This is a genomic window from Isoptericola halotolerans (assembly GCF_013149785.1).
GTDB classification, from domain to species: domain Bacteria; phylum Actinomycetota; class Actinomycetes; order Actinomycetales; family Cellulomonadaceae; genus Isoptericola; species Isoptericola halotolerans.
Window position 1 is genome coordinate 283,772 of the sequence record NZ_JABEZU010000003.1, and the last position, 15,080, is coordinate 298,851.

At 72.8% G+C, this 15,080-nt stretch carries 13 protein-coding genes and 1 riboswitch; of the genes, 4 read left to right on the top strand and 9 right to left on the bottom strand.

Annotation, left to right across the window (positions count from 1 at the left end):
• Nucleotides 1-12: 12 nt before the first annotated feature.
• The 3 genes from HDG69_RS13340 to HDG69_RS13350 form a co-directional block, all read right to left on the bottom strand.
• Nucleotides 13-609, bottom strand: a complete 597-nt coding sequence (locus HDG69_RS13340; RefSeq protein ID WP_171784306.1) for a QsdR family transcriptional regulator — start codon at nucleotides 607-609, stop codon at nucleotides 13-15.
• A 72-nt stretch (nucleotides 610-681) separates the two neighbouring features.
• Nucleotides 682-2,517, bottom strand: coding sequence for an ABC transporter ATP-binding protein (locus tag HDG69_RS13345; protein ID WP_171784307.1), 1,836 nt, complete (start codon nucleotides 2,515-2,517; stop codon nucleotides 682-684).
• Nucleotides 2,514-4,394 (bottom strand): ABC transporter ATP-binding protein, encoded by a 1,881-nt coding sequence (locus HDG69_RS13350; protein ID WP_171784308.1) that lies wholly within the window; start codon nucleotides 4,392-4,394, stop codon nucleotides 2,514-2,516. The genes HDG69_RS13345 and HDG69_RS13350 overlap by 4 nt, the downstream gene beginning before the upstream one ends.
• 118 nt (nucleotides 4,395-4,512) lie before the next feature.
• Here HDG69_RS13350 and HDG69_RS19415 point away from each other — a divergent pair, with 118 nt between their 5' ends.
• The gene (locus HDG69_RS19415; RefSeq protein ID WP_281360201.1) at nucleotides 4,513-4,647 is read left to right on the top strand and encodes a hypothetical protein; all 135 of its coding nucleotides are present in this window, start codon (nucleotides 4,513-4,515) and stop codon (nucleotides 4,645-4,647) included.
• Between the two features lie 4 nt (nucleotides 4,648-4,651).
• On the opposite strand, the gene thiD is transcribed toward HDG69_RS19415, so the two are convergent.
• A complete protein-coding gene (gene thiD / locus HDG69_RS13355) occupies nucleotides 4,652-5,527 on the bottom strand; it encodes a bifunctional hydroxymethylpyrimidine kinase/phosphomethylpyrimidine kinase (RefSeq protein ID WP_343036443.1) in 876 nt (291 codons plus the stop codon).
• Nucleotides 5,519-5,613: riboswitch (TPP riboswitch) on the bottom strand. It overlaps the preceding gene by 9 nt.
• Before the next feature lie 134 nt (nucleotides 5,614-5,747).
• Here thiD and HDG69_RS13360 point away from each other — a divergent pair.
• The 3 genes from HDG69_RS13360 to HDG69_RS13370 all read left to right on the top strand — a co-directional run bounded on the left by HDG69_RS13360 (nucleotide 5,748) and on the right by HDG69_RS13370 (nucleotide 9,097).
• Complete coding sequence (locus HDG69_RS13360) at nucleotides 5,748-6,644, top strand: alpha/beta hydrolase family protein (RefSeq protein ID WP_171784310.1); 897 nt, start codon at nucleotides 5,748-5,750, stop codon at nucleotides 6,642-6,644.
• A gap of 114 nt (nucleotides 6,645-6,758) precedes the next feature.
• The gene (locus HDG69_RS19100; protein ID WP_171784311.1) at nucleotides 6,759-8,228 is read left to right on the top strand and encodes a LuxR family transcriptional regulator; all 1,470 of its coding nucleotides are present in this window, start codon (nucleotides 6,759-6,761) and stop codon (nucleotides 8,226-8,228) included.
• A gap of 68 nt (nucleotides 8,229-8,296) precedes the next feature.
• Nucleotides 8,297-9,097 (top strand): PucR family transcriptional regulator, encoded by an 801-nt coding sequence (locus HDG69_RS13370; protein WP_171784312.1) that lies wholly within the window; start codon nucleotides 8,297-8,299, stop codon nucleotides 9,095-9,097.
• A 10-nt stretch (nucleotides 9,098-9,107) separates the two neighbouring features.
• Here the strand turns inward: HDG69_RS13370 and HDG69_RS13375 are convergent, their stop codons facing one another.
• The 5 genes from HDG69_RS13375 to HDG69_RS13395 all read right to left on the bottom strand — a co-directional run bounded on the left by HDG69_RS13375 (nucleotide 9,108) and on the right by HDG69_RS13395 (nucleotide 15,016).
• Nucleotides 9,108-10,112 (bottom strand): hemolysin family protein, encoded by a 1,005-nt coding sequence (locus HDG69_RS13375; RefSeq protein ID WP_171784313.1) that lies wholly within the window; start codon nucleotides 10,110-10,112, stop codon nucleotides 9,108-9,110.
• Nucleotides 10,109-11,506, bottom strand: coding sequence for a hemolysin family protein (locus HDG69_RS13380; protein WP_171784314.1), 1,398 nt, complete (start codon nucleotides 11,504-11,506; stop codon nucleotides 10,109-10,111). The genes HDG69_RS13375 and HDG69_RS13380 overlap by 4 nt, the downstream gene beginning before the upstream one ends.
• Before the next feature lie 133 nt (nucleotides 11,507-11,639).
• Nucleotides 11,640-14,066, bottom strand: a complete 2,427-nt coding sequence (locus HDG69_RS13385; protein WP_343036444.1) for a beta-glucosidase — start codon at nucleotides 14,064-14,066, stop codon at nucleotides 11,640-11,642.
• A gap of 33 nt (nucleotides 14,067-14,099) precedes the next feature.
• Entirely contained in the window at nucleotides 14,100-14,528 is a 429-nt protein-coding gene (locus HDG69_RS13390) for an organic hydroperoxide resistance protein (protein ID WP_171784315.1), read from the bottom strand.
• Between the two features lie 32 nt (nucleotides 14,529-14,560).
• Nucleotides 14,561-15,016 carry a MarR family winged helix-turn-helix transcriptional regulator gene (locus HDG69_RS13395; RefSeq protein WP_171784316.1) on the bottom strand — a complete coding sequence of 152 codons (456 nt, stop codon included), beginning with the start codon at nucleotides 15,014-15,016 and terminating at the stop codon, nucleotides 14,561-14,563.
• Nucleotides 15,017-15,080 lie beyond the last annotated feature (64 nt).

The following is a 15,080-nucleotide window of genomic DNA, read 5'->3' on the forward strand; positions in this document are numbered from 1 at the left end:
AAGGGCTCGGCGTCAGCCGGGCAGCACCGTACGACGCAGGTGCTCGCCGAGGCGCGGGTCCGGGTCGATGCCGGCGAGCATCGACCCGAAGAGGACGGACTCACCGATGCGGACGAACGCGAAGGCCGTCTCGGCGACCGAGAACTGCAGCGGCGCCAGCGCGCCCGCGTCGAGCTCGCGGCGGATCAGCGTCGCCCAGGCCTCGACGTTGCGCACGTGCACCCGGGCGGTCGCGCCGAACAGCACCCGGGTCGCGTCCACGGGGTCGACGGCGAGGTACTTCTGCAGAGGTTCGTGCGTGCCGACCTCGTCGTCGAAGCGTCGCGCGACGGTCAGCAGCCGCTCGACACCGCGCAAGCCCGCCGCGTCAGCGCCGTCCCGGGCGAGCTCCAACGTGCGCGCCGCCAGCTGCCACAACACGTCGCCGAGCAGCCGGTCCCGGCTCCCGACCACCCGGTAGAGCGTCGCCCGGCTGACCCACAGGTCCTCGGTCAGCTGGTCCATCGCCAGCCCGCCGGAGGCGACGAACTGTCGGCGCGCAGCGCGAAGTGCGACCGGGTACGTGATGACGCGGCCCCGGCCACCTCGGAGCGTCTGGTTCTCGACCACGATGTCGCACCTGCTTTCTCTGAGCACGTCCGGCCAGCATACCGTCTGGTCGGTCGGCCGCCAGTGCGCAGGTCAGACGAGCGAGTCCTGCCACGCCCTGTGCAGCGCGGCGAACCGTCCGCGCCGGGCGACGAGCTCGCCCGGGGTCCCGTCCTCCACCACCGTGCCGTGCTCCATGACGAGGACCCGGTCGGCGATCTCGACCGTGGACAACCGATGGGCGATGATCAGCGCGGTCCGGTCGGCGAGCAGCGTCTGGAGCCCACGCTGCACCAGCCGCTCCCCCGGCAGGTCGAGCGAGCTCGTGGCCTCGTCCAGCACGAGCACGGCGGGGTCGGCGAGGAAGGCACGGGCAAAGCTGATCAGCTGCCGCTGCCCGGACGAGACCCGGCCACCACGCTTGTTCACCTCGGTGTCGTACCCCTGGGACAGGCTCTGGACGAAGTCGTGCACGCCGACGGCCCGGGCGGCCGCCTCGACCTCGGCGTCGGTGGCCTCCGGCCGCCCCAGCGCGATGTTCTCCCGCACCGTCCCGCTGAAGAGGTACGCCTCCTGCGTCACCATCACCACGGCACGTCGCAGGTCGGCGGACGACAGGTCCCGGACGTCCACCCCGTCCAGCAGCACACGGCCCTCGCGCGCGTCGTAGAAGCGTGTCACGAGCTTGGCGAGCGTCGACTTGCCCGCGCCGGTCGAGCCCACCAGGGCGACGGTCTGCCCGGCCGGGATCGTCAGGTCCAGCGCGGGGAGCACGACCGGGCCGCGTCCGTAGCCGAAGGTGACGTCGTCCAGCCGCACCTCTCCGCGGGCGCGCGGCAAGGGGGTCGGGTGCCGAGGTTCGACGACCGTCGGCTCCTCGGCGAGCAGCCCGGAGACCTTCTCCAGGGCCGCCACGGCGGACTGCAGCGCGTTGTAGAACATCCCGAGCTGCTGGATGGGCTGGAAGAACCGCTTGACGTACAGCAGCACGGCCACGAGCGCACCCAGCTCGAGCCCGCCGTCGTACACGCGCCAGCCGCCGTAGGCGAGCGCGGCCGCCACCGTCACGTTGCCGATGAGCACCAGACCCGGCTGGTAGCGCCCGTTCACCCCGAAGATCCGCAGGTTGGCGTCCCGGTACTCCTCTCCCAGCACGGAGTACGCGGCGTCGACGGCCGGTTCACGACGGAAGGCCTGCACGGCACGCATCCCGGTCATCGTCTCGACGAACTTCACGATCAGCCGCGCCGAGGCGGTGCGTTGCTCGCGGTAGAGCAGCTGCGAGCGCCGCTGGAACCAGCGCGTCAGCCACCATGCCGGCACCAGTGCCCCGACCAGCACCAGACCGGAGCGCCAGTCCACGACGAACAGCGCGACACCGGTGAAGAGCATCAGCATCAGTGACGACACGACGCCTGTCAGCCCGCCGTCGAAGAGCTCGCGCAGCGCCTCCAGGTCGGAGGTCTGCCGGCTGATCACGCGGCCCGAGGTGTAGGACTCGTGGAACTCCAGAGAGAGTCGTTGCGTGTGGCGGAACACCCGACGGCGCAGCTCCAGCAGCACGCTCTGAGCGACTCTCGCCGCCGCCCGGACATAGGCACCTGCGCAGACCCCGCCCAGCACCGCTGCCACCAGGTAGGTACCACCGACGGCCACGAGCGGGCCGGGGTCGCCGTCCCGCAGGGCGGGCAGCGCCGAGTCGACACCTGCCTGGACCAACAGCGGTCCGGCGACCTGCCCGAGAGTGCCGACCACGATGAGCGCGCCGGCCCATGCCAAGGGTCGCCACCGGGGGCGCAAGAGCTCTCCGAGCAGCCGTAGCGAGCGTCGTCGCACCGCCGTGGACGTCGCCCGGTCCAGCAGCGACGTGTCGTCCGAGTGAGCGTCACCCGCCCAGCCACCGCGATCGGCCCGGGAGCTCGTGGTCACTGGGTGTCCTCCGTGTGCCGTGCGCCGTGCGGGTCCGTCGTGTCGTGCGCGGTCGCGTCCCAGTCCTGCTCGAGCGAGCTGATGATGGACCGGTAGTGGTCGTCGGTGTCGAGCAGCTCGCGATGCGTCCCGACGGCGCTGACCCGCCCCTGGCTGAGCACCGCGACGCGGTCGGCGAGCGCCACCGTGGAGGGCCGGTGCGCGATGACCAGCGTCGTCGTCCCCGCGAGCACCTGCCGCAGCCTCGCCGTCACCGCCTCCTCGGTGGCGACGTCGAGCGCCGAGAGCGGATCGTCCAGGACGAGCACCCGAGGTCGCGCCGCGACGGCCCTGGCGAGGGCGAGGCGCTGCCGCTGGCCTCCGGACAGCGAGAGCCCTTCCTCCCCGATGCGTGTCTCGAGGCCCTGGGGCAGGTCGTGCACGAACGTGGCCTGGGCGACCTCGACGGCCTCGTGCAGCAGCCGGTCCCGCACCGTGTCCGGGAGGCTGTCGTCGACGCCGAGCAGCACGTTCTCGCGCACGGACGCCGAGAACAGCGTGGGGTCCTCGAACGCGACGGCGACCGCCCGGCGCAGGTCGTGGCGGCTCAGCGCGCGCACGTCGTGGCCGTCGATCTCCACAGAACCTGCCGTGACGTCGGCGAGGCGGGGCAGCAGCATCGCCAGCGTCGACTTGCCGGAGCCGGTGAGACCGACGAGCGCCGTCGTGGTCCCCGCCGGCAGCTCGAGGTCGACGCCGTCGAGCACGGGCTCGGGCGCGTCCTCGTACCGGAAGGCCACACCCCGTAGCACGAGCCGCCCGTCGCCCGGTCCCAGGGCCTCCGCGTCGGCAGGAGCCGGGTCGGTCACCGGGTTGGGGGTCTCGACGACCTCGAAGAACCGGTCGACGGCGGTGCGGGCGTTGAGAGTCATGGACAACGTCATACCGAGGTCGACGACCGGGCCGTTGATCACCGCGGCGGTGAGGAAGAACGCGACCAGCGCTCCGACCGAGATCTGCCCGTCCGCGGCCAGCCACACGCCCAGGATCAGGCACACGGCGAGCGTCAGCTCGGGGATGAGCTGCAACGACGTCGTGACGGTCGCCTGGTTGCCGGCCTTGCGGATCTCGGTACGCCGCAGCTCTTCGGCCTGGTCGGAGAAGGACTCCAGGGCGGCGTCGCCTCGTCCGAACGCCTTGAGCACCCGGATGCCGTGGACCGACTCCTCGACGGTGTTGGCGAGATCGCCGGACTGGTCCTGCGAGAGGCGGGCGATCACACGGTAGCGTCGCGAGAAGCGGTAGGCGATCACGGTCACCGGGACCGCGCCGGCGAGATACACCACGCCGAGCCAGCCGGCAGTGGCGAGCAGGATCCCCACGCCCACGACGATCGTGACCAGGCTGACCACGAGCTGCAGCAGGCCGAAGACGAGCCACCGGCGCAGCAGCCCGAGGTCGGCCATGGACCGGCTGAGCAGCTGGCCGCCGGACCACCGGTCGTGGAAGGCCGGCGGCAGCTGGAGCAGGTGGCGGAAGAGCACGGTGCGCAGCACCGCCTCGACCCGGGTGCCGGGGTACATCACGAGGTTGCGCCGCAGCAGGATCAACCCGGCCTCGGCGACCCCGAGCCCGAGCACCGCCAGCGTCGGCCAGAGCAGGGCGGTGCGGTCGTCGGCGGACAGGCCCGTGGCGAGCGGTCCCTCGACGAGGCTCTGCAGCACGCGGGGGATCGCGAGGGCTGCCAACGAGGCACCCAGCGAGGCCGCGAGCCCGGCGATCAGTCGAGGGAGCGCGGGGCGGACGTAGGGCAGCAGCCGCAGCACCGACGCGACGGTGCCGAGCTGGGAGCCCGCGGGCGCGGACCGGGCCGGCGACGGGGAAGGAGGGGGTGGCATCGCTCACATCTTCCCACCGACCACCGACATGCTTGCCCGGGCACACCGCCCGGTGCACGAGGGGCTGCCCGTACGATGCCCGCCCTGGACGGCGGGCTGCTGGTGGGTGCGGTGACGGGTGCAGTACTCCGCGGTCGACCAGCTCCTGCACCACCACGCGCCGGACACCGAGGCCGAGCAGCGGCAGTGGTCGGCCCGCATCATCGAGCGGTGCCGTGCGGCCGAGGCGTCGCTCGGCGACCTGTTCGACTGACGGCTTACCGCACCGTCGGCGCGGCTGCCGCGAGCTGCCCGCGCAGCACCCAGAAGTGGTCGACGGGACCACGGCCGCGGCCGACGTGCAGAGCGTCACCGGCAGCGATCGCCCCGGCGAGCCACGACTTGGTCTCCCGCAGCGCGTCCCCCCAGTCGCCGCTGCGCACGTACCGGGTGACCAGACCGCTGGACAGCGAGCATCCCGTGCCGTGGGTGCTGGAGGTCGTCAGCCGTTCGCCCGAGACCTCGAGAACCGGGCCGTGGGCCCCGACGAGCGCGTCCGGGACGAGGTCACCGTCCAGGTGCCCACCCTTGGCCACGACGAGGACCTGGTGGCGTTCGGCGAGCAGTGCCGCCTGGTCCAGCACCCGCTCCCACCGGGTGGCGACGGGCTCGCCGAGCAGGACGGCCAGCTCGGGCGTGTTGGGGGTGACCACGTCGGCCCGCGCGAGCAGCCGGCGCAGCGCCTCCTCGCCGGCGGCGTCCAGGAGGCGGTCACCCGACGTGGCGACCATGACAGGGTCCACGACCACCGGTGGGCGCCCGGCGCCGCCGAGCCCGCCCAGCCAGTCGTCGACGACCTGCACCACCTCGGCCGTCGCCAGCATGCCGATCTTGACCCCGTCGAGGGTGACGTCGGCGCACAGCGTCTCAAGCTGTTCGGCGAGGAACGACGCCGGCGGCACGTGCACGGCGCTCACCCCCGTCGTGCTCTGGGCGGTGAGCGCCGTCACGACGGCCATGCCGTACCCGCCGGCGGCGGCCACGGACTTCAGGTCGGCCTGGATCCCCGCTCCCCCGCCGGGGTCGGACCCGGCGACGGACAGGACCCTGGGCACCTGCTCGGGCGACGAGACGGTGGGCAGCGTCGACGGCATGGGCGACATCCCTTCGTCAGTGCGGACTGCATCAGGTTCGACGGGTGTGATCTCAGCTCCCGGTGGGCGCACCCCGTGTCGTGAGGACACCGTAGCGCCCGTCCGCGAGACGGTGTCTCACCGAACGCGCCCGTGCGCGTCACCGGCGAGATTGCCGATGCCCCGCCACGGCGTCCGGGCGGAGCCTGTCGGGGCAGTCATCCGTCAGAGAGGACGAACCATGCAGCACTCATCGATCAGGTCCAGGGCCGCCCGACGTGTCACCGCCGCGCTGGCCTCCCTCACGGTCGCGGTGGGCCTCGGCGCCGCCTCCGGCTCCGTGGCCCAGGCGGCGGACAACCCGTACGAGCGCGGTCCGGCACCGAGCGAGTCGAGCATCGAGGCCACCCGCGGCCACTACGCCGTCTCCGAGCGCAACGTCTCGCGCTTCGTCTCCGGGTTCGGCGGCGGCACGATCTACTACCCCACGACCACCAGCGACGGGACCTTCGGTGCCGTCGTGGTCTCGCCGGGCTACACGGGTACCGAGAGCAGCATCGACTGGCTCGGGCCCCGCCTCGCGTCCCAGGGCTTCGTCGTGCTGACGATGGCCACGAACACGATCTACGACCAGCCCGACTCGCGGGCACGCCAGCTCCAGGCCGCCCTCGACTACCTCACGGGGTCGAGCCCTGTCGCCGACCGGATCGACGACGACCGCCTGGCGCTCATGGGTCACTCCATGGGCGGCGGGGGCACGCTGCGCGCCGTGGACGACAACCCGGACATCAAGGCCGCCATCCCCATGACTCCGTGGCACACCAAGAAGAACTGGTCGACGGTCACGACGCCGACCCTGGTCTTCGCCGCGGAGAACGACTCGGTGGCACGGCACGAGACCCATGCCGAACCGTTCTACAACTCGTTCAGCGACGACCTGCCCAAGGCGTACCTCGAGCTCGACGGGGCCAGCCACTTCGCGCCCAACTTCTCGAACACCACGATCGCGAAGTACTCGATCTCGTGGCTCAAGAGGTTCGTGGACGACGACAGCCGGTACACCCAGTTCCTGTGCCCCGGACCCTCGACCGGGCTGTTCTCGCCGGTCGAGAAGTACGAGAGCTCCTGCCCGTTCTGATCGCCGGACCGCACCCGGTCGGTGGGTGGCCGAGCCGCGGCTCGGCCACCCACCGACCTGTGCAGCGGCACAAGCCCCGATGGCGCTCGCGCCTCGCGCCCCTAGCCTCTGGCCATGGAGACGACCTCGGCGACCCGCGGACGGGTCGAGCTGGCCCGCGGCCTGCGCCTGCACGCGCAGGGGCCGGCTTCCGACGCCTGCGCCAGCCTCGCCCTCGCTCGCGCCGGGCTCACCGCCCGCCCGGGTTCGGCACCCTCGCAGTCGGCGGCCACCGCGGCGCTGTGCGCCGTCGACGCCGCCTGGGCGGCCGGAGACCTCCCGGTCTGCGTCGAGACCGTGCGGGAAGGCCTCGCAGCGCTGCGGCACGCTCATGGCACGGCGCACGACTACCTGACGGGGCTCCTCGCGCTGCTCGAGGGGCGCGAGGGGTCCGCGGCGCTGCAGCGCGTCGTGCGGCGGTCCCGGGACAGACACGACGGAGAGACGCTGCTGCGGGGGGCATCGGCGGCCCTGTTGACCGGTGACCTCGTGGCAGCGTGCCGCGCCGGGGCGCAGGCCCTGGCCCGTGCTCGCTCGACCGACGACGTCTCCCTCGTCGCCCGCGCCACCGAGCACCTCGCCTATGCCGAGCTGAGGGCCGGGCGCCATGCGCAGGCTCGCGAGCACGCCGAGACCGGCTGGCAGGCCGCGGTCCGGTCGGGGCGCGTGAACACCGCCGCGCACCTCCGGGCCGTCCTGGCCCTGGTGGCCTCGGTGCAGGGCCCCTCGTCCGAGGTCGCCGACCACGCGGCCGCCGCGTCGCGCACCGCACGGCAGCACGGGCTCGCGCCACCGGTGACCCTCGCCGAGTGGGCCCTGGCTCGTGCAGAGCTCGCCGACGGACGCCCCGCCGACGCCGCGACGCGGCTCGGCTCGCTCGTCGCGCCGGTGGACGGCGGGGCCCACTTCGCCCTGCGTGGTCTCGTCCTGCCCACGCTCGTGGAGGCGGCCGTCGCGGCCGGGGACCCCGCGCGGGCACGGGCGGTGCTCCCCGAGCTCGAGTCCTGGGGCCGTTCGGCCGCCGACCCGCTCGCCCCGGCGTTGCGGCTGCGATGCCGGGCGCTGCTCGCGCCCGAGCCCGGGCAGGTCGACGACCTCTATGCCCGTGCTCACCTCGCGCACCTCGAGGCCGCCGGTGACTTCGAGCGTGCCCGTACCTTGCTGCTGCACGGGATGTGGCTGCGTCGGCAGCGACGACCCGGCGAGGCACGCGGACGGTTGGGGGCTGCCCTCCAGCTCCTCGAACGCTGCGGCGCCGAGCTCTGGGCGGGGCCGGCCCGTGCCGAGCTCCGTGCAGCCGGCGCCGCCCCGCGCGCGCCGGAGCCGGACGGGTCGGCGCCCGACGGACTGGCCGGCCTGACACCCCATCAGGCACGGATCGCCCGGTGCGTGGCCACGGGCGAGACGAACCGCGAGATCGCCGCCCGGCTGGCGGTCAGCGTCCGCACCGTCGACTGCCACCTGCGCAACATCTTCGCCGCCCTCGGAGTGCGCTCACGCGTCGAGCTGGCCCGCCGGGTACCGACCGCTCCGGACGCCCCCTAGAGACCGACCGGCCGGTATGCCATCCTGGGGCGACGGGACGACGACGTGGTCGTCCGGGAGGAGGAGTCATGCCCGACACGGCCGTGGCCGCCCCGTCCGTCCGCCAGGAGGCGAGCCGGGACCGTCGTGACCCGCCCTGGTCCCGCCACCGGCTCGTCGCCTCGCTGCTCGACGGCTCCTGCCCGCTGGCCGACCTGCGCCGCGCTGCCGTCGCCCTGGGGATGCCGCTCGTCGGGTCCTACCGGGTGGTGGCCCTGCACGCTTCCGGGCAGGCTCGTCGTGCCGCCGGACGGGCCGCTCTCGGCACCGCCCACGGCCACGTCCACTGGCACGGTTCGCGGCCCGTCGAGCACGCGATCGTCCTGCTCGGCGACCCGGACCGGCCGGACCTCGTCGACGAGCACCAGGTCGCAGCGCTTCCGGCGGGCGTCCGCATCGGCGTCAGCATGCCCGTCGAGGGCCTCGCCGCCCTGACCGACGCGCGACGTCAGGCGGTCAGCGCGCTGCACCTGTGCCCTCCGCAGGGAGGGTACGTCGACCTGTCCGCGCACCTGCCGGCCGCCGTGCTCGACGCCGACCCGGCACTTGCCGACCGGCTCCGCACACAGGTCCTCGGCCCGCTGGCGACCGCAGGACCGGACCACACCCTCCTGCTCGACACGTTCGCGGCATGGGTGGACTCGGACGGTTCGACCCGGGAGGCGGCACGGCGTCTCGACTGCCACCGCAACACCGTGACCAACCGCCTGCACCGGCTCGAACGGCTGACCGGGCGGCGCGTCGACAGGCCCGCCGACCTCGTCGACCTGACGCTCGCCCTGGCCGCCCACCGACGCACGCGGCGTCAGCACGACGGCCAGCCGCGCTGACGGCCTGGCGTCAGGCGCCAGGGATCACCCGACGCACCGTGTCACCGAGCGTGACCACACCGGTCAGCCTCCCGGCGTCCATCACGACCGCCAGCTGTTCGCTGGCGCGCCGCATCCCCGACAACGCCTCGTGCACGGCTTGCTCAGGACGCAGGACGAAGGCCGGCCGTGCCAGCTCGCGAGCCGGCCGCTCGGGCGGCTCGAGAAGCGTGTCGCGCACGTGCAGCACCCGCGGAGCACCCTCGTCGCTCTCGACGAGGATCCTCAGGTGCCCCGACCGCCGTGACGCCTCCTGGACGTCGGCGACGGTCGCCGTCGTCGGCACCGCCGTCGGGCGTGACCGGCCCGCCACGAGGGACGACACCTGCTGGGTCGTCAGGTCCAGCGCGCCGGACAACGGCGTCCTGATCGAGGCGTCGATCGCGCCCACCTCGGCAGAGTGCTCCACCAGGTGCCGGATCGTGGCGGCGTCCTGACCGCCGACGGCGGCGCGGTCCACCGGCTCGACGCCGGAGGCGGCGACGAGCCGGTTGGCCACCCCGTTGATCCACAGCAGCAGAGGGCGGAACACCCAGATGAAGGCGCGCGCCGGGGGCGAGACGAGGATCGCCGAACGTTCCGGGTGGGCGATCGCCCAGGACTTGGGTGCCATCTCCCCCACGACCAGGTGCAGGAAGGTGACCAGCAGCAACGACAGCCCGAACGACGCGACATCGGCCAGCCAGTACGGCAGGCCCCACGACTCCAGCACCGGTGTCAGCCAGTGGTCCACCGCGGGCTTGGTCACCGCCCCGAGCGCGAACGTGCAGGCCGTGATGCCGAGCTGTGCGCCCGCGAGCATCACGGTCAGCTCGTTGACACCCCGCAGCGCCGCCCGTGCCCCGCGGCTGGTCGTCGCACTCTCCTCGAGGCGATGACGACGCGCACCGAGCAGCGCGAACTCGATGACGACGAAGAACGCGCTCAGCGCGATCAGACCCGCGGTGACCGCGGTCACCACCCAGGGGTTGCTCATCGCAGTCCTCCCTCGTCCTGGCCGGACCACGAGGTCGCGGCATCGCCGGCCGGCTCGTCGAGCGTCACCCGCACCGTGGCGGGGACCCGGCGTTCGACCTCGAGCACCTCGGCGTGCAGCATCCGCCGCACGGGTTCCTCCAGCGCGAGGTCCGCAGGGTCCACGGGCAGCTCGATGTCGACGCTCTCCCCGACCTCGGGCAGACCACCGCAGGTCGCGATGACCAGACCTGCCAGGGTCTCGTAGTCGCCGCGCGGCAGGTCGTGGCCGATGGCCCGCGCCACCTCGTCGAGGTGGACGTCGCCGTCCATGCGCCAGGCCCCCGGGCCCTCGGCCTCCACGACCTCGTCCTCGTCGAGGTCGTGCTCGTCGGACAGCTCGCCGACCACTTCCTCGGCGAGGTCCTCCAGGGTGAGGATGCCGGCGAACCCGCCGTACTCGTCGATGACGCACGCCAGCTCGTCGTGGACGGCCGAGAGCTCCGCCAACGCGTCCGGCAGCATCATGAGCGTGGGCACGACGGTGGCCGTCCGCATGATCTGCGACACGGGCCGGTCGTCGTCCGTGCTGGACAGGACGTCGGCCAGGTGCACCACCCCGACCGGCTGGTCCTCCTCGGAGGTCACCGGGTACCGCGTGTGGGCCGTGGCCATGCGTCCGCGGACCTCCCGGATCGAGTCGTCGACGTCCACGGTGTCGACGCGCGAGCGCGGCACCATCGCGTGCTCGACGTCGCGCTGAGGGAAGTCGAGGATCCGGTCGAGCATCATCGACAGGTCTGCGGGCAGGTCGCCGCTCTCGCGCGAGTCGGCCACGATGTGCCCGAGGTCTGCGGCGGTCGCGCTGGAGTCGACGTCGTGCACCGGCTCGATGCGCACCAGCCGTAGCAGCGCGTTGGCCGCGTGGTCGAAGACGGTGATCAACCAGCCGAACGCGGCGAGATAGATCTGCGTCGACCGGGCGAGCCGTCGAGCCAACGGCTCCGGATCGGCGATGGCGAGGTTCTTCGGGTACAGCTCACCGAAGATCATCTGCAGCACGGTCGAGGCGGCGAGGGCCAGGACGGTGCCGACGGCGACGCTCACGCCGACCGGGACGCCCACGACCCCGAGGATCTCCCCGAGGCTCACCCCCACGAGGGGTTCGGCGACGTAGCCGACGAGCAGGCCGGTCACCGTGATCCCGAGCTGTGCCCCGGAGAGCATGAACGAAGTGCGCCGGGTGACCGCGAGCGCCCGCCCCGCGGTGACGTCGCCGGCCTTGGCGGCGGCTCCCAGCCGGGAGCGGTCCACCGACATGTAGGCGAACTCCTGGGCCACGAAGTAACCGTTGGCCGCGATGACGATGGCGATGACGACGAACCCCAGCAACAGGGTTCCCACGGTGATCAGCAACGGGTACCGCCGTTCACCACGGGGCCGACGGTACCCGGCCTATCATCACTGTCTGCGGATGCCGCAGTTGTGCTCACGAGTTGTTCCACGCCTCCCAGCGAGTTGGTCTGGGCAGGATGATATCCGACGCCGGTCAGGCGGGCCGCGGGTTCGACAGCACGAGCCGCAGCACGTTGCGGGCGGTGCGCTGCAGCTCGCCCAGCGTGATGCCGTCCGGGCGGGCGAACGACTCCAGCAGGGACCCGTCACCGCTCTGGACGTCACGGTCCCAGGCTCCGGGCATGTTGACGTCGACCTGGGCACGCACGCGGTAGGCGTCGTTGCGCAGGGCAGGGAAGTCGGGGTCGGTGGCCTCGCGCAGCCACCAGTCGGTCATCACCGCTCCGGTGAACCCCCACTCGCCGCGCAGCACCGTCGTCACCAGGTCGTGGTGGTAGTGGCCCCAGGTGCCGTTGATCTTGTTGTACGAGGTCATGATCGTCCGAGGAGCGGCCTCGGTGACGCAGATCTCGAAACCGCGCAGGTAGATCTCTCGCAGGGCACGCTCGGAGACGCGCGAGTCGTGGTGCTCGCGGTTGGTCTCCTGGTTGTTGGCCGCGAAGTGCTTGGGGCACGCCGCGAGACCGGCGTGCTGGATGCCGCGCACGGTGGCCGCACCCATCCGGCCGGTGAGCAGCGGGTCCTCGGAGAAGTACTCGAAGTTGCGACCGCACAGGGGGTCGCGCTGGATGTTCATCCCGGGCGCGAGCAGGACGTCCGAGCCCTTGGCCTCCATCTCCTGGGCGAGCAGCGTGTTCAGCCGTTCGACCAGGTCCGGGTTCCAGGTGGAGGCGAGCGCGGTCCCGCAGGGCAGGAGCGAGGTGTGGGTCGCCAGCCGGATGCCGGCCGGGCCGTCGGTGGTGGTCAGCGCGCGCACGCCCTTGGCGCGCAGCGAGGCCACGGTGCCACCCAGAGCGCCGGCGTTGCCCGGCGCGCCCAGGGCGGAGTCCATGACGTAGTCGCCTCGGCTGAGGGCCTCGAGCTCGTCGTCGTCGAGCTGGGCGAGGAAGGTGTCCAGGTTCGCGTGACCGCCGGCGACGTCGTCGAGCGTGATGCCGAGGTCGCCGGTGCGGTCCAGAGGCTTCGGCAGGTTCGCCGTCACACGGTCGCGCCGGGAGACCGTGGCGACCGGCACGGGGCGGTGCTCGGCGAGGGTGCCGTCGTCGCCGGCCCGGGCCACGAGACGGTCGAAGACGTGCTCGGGACGCACGGCCGCGACCTCGCTGAGGCGGCGCACGACCCGCAGCTCTGGCACCTCGACCGTGCCGCAGGCACGTGCCGAGCGCACGTCCGTGCCCACGAGCACCTCGTAGCCTCCGGCCTCGAGGACGAAGGCGGACCGGTGCCCGGTGACCCCGGCGTCGTCGTAAGCGGCGACGTCGTCCAGGTCGAAGGCGAGCTCGAGCGTCTGGGACTCCCCCGGCGCGAGCGACCGCGTCTTGGCGAACGCGGCGAGGTGCCGGGCCGGTCGGCCGAGCAGGCCGTGCGGTGCGCGCACGTACACCTGGACGACCTCGGTGCCGGACCGCGCCCCGGTGTTGGTGACCTCGACCGGCACGACCACGCGGCCGGCGTCGTGCGTGGCGCCCGGCGCACGCAGGTCGAAGCTCGTGTAGCTCAGGCCGAAGCCGAACGGGTAGAGCACCCGCTCGGGGGCGAACGTCTCGAAGTAGCGGTATCCGACGTAGACGTCCTCGACGTACTCGTTGTGCTCGTGCCCGCCGAAGTGCCCGGCGGTCGGGTAGTGCTCGTAGCGCTCGGCGATGGTCGCGGTGAGCTTGCCGCCGGCGGGCACGGCGCCGGTGAGCACGTCGACGACGGCGCGCCCGGACTCCATGCCGCCCTGCCAGGCGAGCAGCACGGCGTCGAGGTCGTACTCCTGGGTCCAGGCGAGGTCGATGACGTTGCCGGTGTCGACCACGGCGATCGTGTGCTCGAACGCGGCGGTCACGCGCTCCAGGAGGGTGCGCTCGTCGTCGGTGAGGTGGAAGCTGCCCGGCTCGAGGGCCTGCTCGCGTGCCTCGCCGGCGGAGCGGCCGATGACGACCAGGGCGAGGGGCGTGCGGGCGGCGACCGCGGTGACCTCGTCGGCCGACAGCGGCATCTCGGGGTGCGAGCGCGGCCAGGTGCCCCACTCCGGCTCGGCCTCCACGGGGTTCTCCGCGCACCAGGCGGTGTAGCGCTCGGCGAGCGGGGCGTCGACCTCGACGACGTCGCTGACGCGCAGCGCGTCCAGGAGGTTCCACCGGTAGGGCGGGCGCACGTCCCCGCCGGAGCCGTAGCCGACGGTGAAGTAGTCCTGCTGGACGCGGCCGAAGACGGCGATGGTAGCGCTCCCAGCGACAGGCAGCAGACCGCCGTCGTTCTTCAGCAGCACGATGCCCTCGGCGGCGGCCCGGCGGCAGGTCTCACCCATCCCGTCCGGGATCCACCGGTCGTCGGACCGGAGCTGCACGCGCCCCTGGGCGAGCTGGTCGGTGCTGTGCGCGGCCACGCCGATGCCTGCTTCTCGTTCGATCACGCCCAGTACTCTACGCGGCCGCGCACCAGGGGTTCAGCCGTCGACGACGGAGACGCGCACGTCGATGTTCCCGCGCGTGGCGTTCGAGTACGGGCAGACCCGCTCGGCGGCGTCCGCGAGCGCCTGCGCCTGGTCGGCCGGCAGCCCGGGGACGACGACCTCCAGCTCGACGGCCAGCCCGAAGCCACCCCGGCCGTCCGGTCCGACATGGACACGTGCCCCCACGGAGGTGTCGTGCAGGCGGACCTTCTGGGCCCGCGCCACGGCCTGGAGCGCGGAGTGGAAGCACGCCGCGTAGCCGGCGGCGAAGAGCTGCTCGGGGTTGGCACCGTCGCCCGAGCCGCCCATCGGCTTCGGGACGGCCATCTCGAGGTCGACGCGGCCGTCGTCCGAACGGACGTGGCCGTCGCGGCCCGCTCCGGTGGACAGGGCCTCGGCGGTGTAGGTGATGGAGGTGGGCATGGTGGAGTTCCTCTCGACGTCGGTGGTGCGGCTCAGGAGCCGGCGAGGCGGGGCAGCCGGGCGGTCGCGGCGTGCAGACGCCTCAGGAGGTCCTGGGCCTCGTCCGGGTCGCCGGGCATCCGTTCGGCGAGGCACCGCTGCAGGTCGGCCAGCTCGGTGCGCAGGCCGTGGCCGTCGTCGGTGAGCGAGACCATGACGACCCGCTCGTCGTCCGTGGCGCGGTGCCGCGCGACCAGGCCGCGCGCCTCCAGCCGTTTGACCAGCGGTGACAGCGTTCCCGAATCGAGGTCCAGCAGCCGCCCGAGCTCACCGATGGTGAGCGGCACGTCCTGGTTGGCCCCGAGCACGGTCAGCACCAGGTACTGGGTGTAGGTCAGGCCCCACGGTGCGAGCAGCTCGGCGTAGACGCGCCCGATCCGACGCTCCAGGGAGTACACGGCGAAGCAGAGCATCGGGTCGAGGGCGGAGGATCCTCCGGCGTCCGGCATGCCAGCGATGATTGCACACCATGAGATTGTGCACAATATGAAACCGGATGCAGCGGTCCGTGCC

What these genes read in the sequence shown, in the direction of transcription:
- HDG69_RS19100 (WP_171784311.1), top strand. Translation starts at nt 6,759, where the DNA reads ATGGAGACGACCTCGGCGACCCGCGGACGGGTCGAGCTGGCCCGCGGC.
- thiD (WP_343036443.1), bottom strand. Translation starts at nt 5,527, where the DNA reads ATGCCGTCGACGCTGCCCACCGTCTCGTCGCCCGAGCAGGTGCCCAGG.
- HDG69_RS13370 (WP_171784312.1), top strand. Translation starts at nt 8,297, where the DNA reads ATGCCCGACACGGCCGTGGCCGCCCCGTCCGTCCGCCAGGAGGCGAGC.
- HDG69_RS13350 (WP_171784308.1), bottom strand. Translation starts at nt 4,394, where the DNA reads ATGCCACCCCCTCCTTCCCCGTCGCCGGCCCGGTCCGCGCCCGCGGGC.
- HDG69_RS13375 (WP_171784313.1), bottom strand. Translation starts at nt 10,112, where the DNA reads ATGAGCAACCCCTGGGTGGTGACCGCGGTCACCGCGGGTCTGATCGCG.
- HDG69_RS13390 (WP_171784315.1), bottom strand. Translation starts at nt 14,528, where the DNA reads ATGCCCACCTCCATCACCTACACCGCCGAGGCCCTGTCCACCGGAGCG.
- HDG69_RS13395 (WP_171784316.1), bottom strand. Translation starts at nt 15,016, where the DNA reads ATGCCGGACGCCGGAGGATCCTCCGCCCTCGACCCGATGCTCTGCTTC.
- HDG69_RS13360 (WP_171784310.1), top strand. Translation starts at nt 5,748, where the DNA reads ATGCAGCACTCATCGATCAGGTCCAGGGCCGCCCGACGTGTCACCGCC.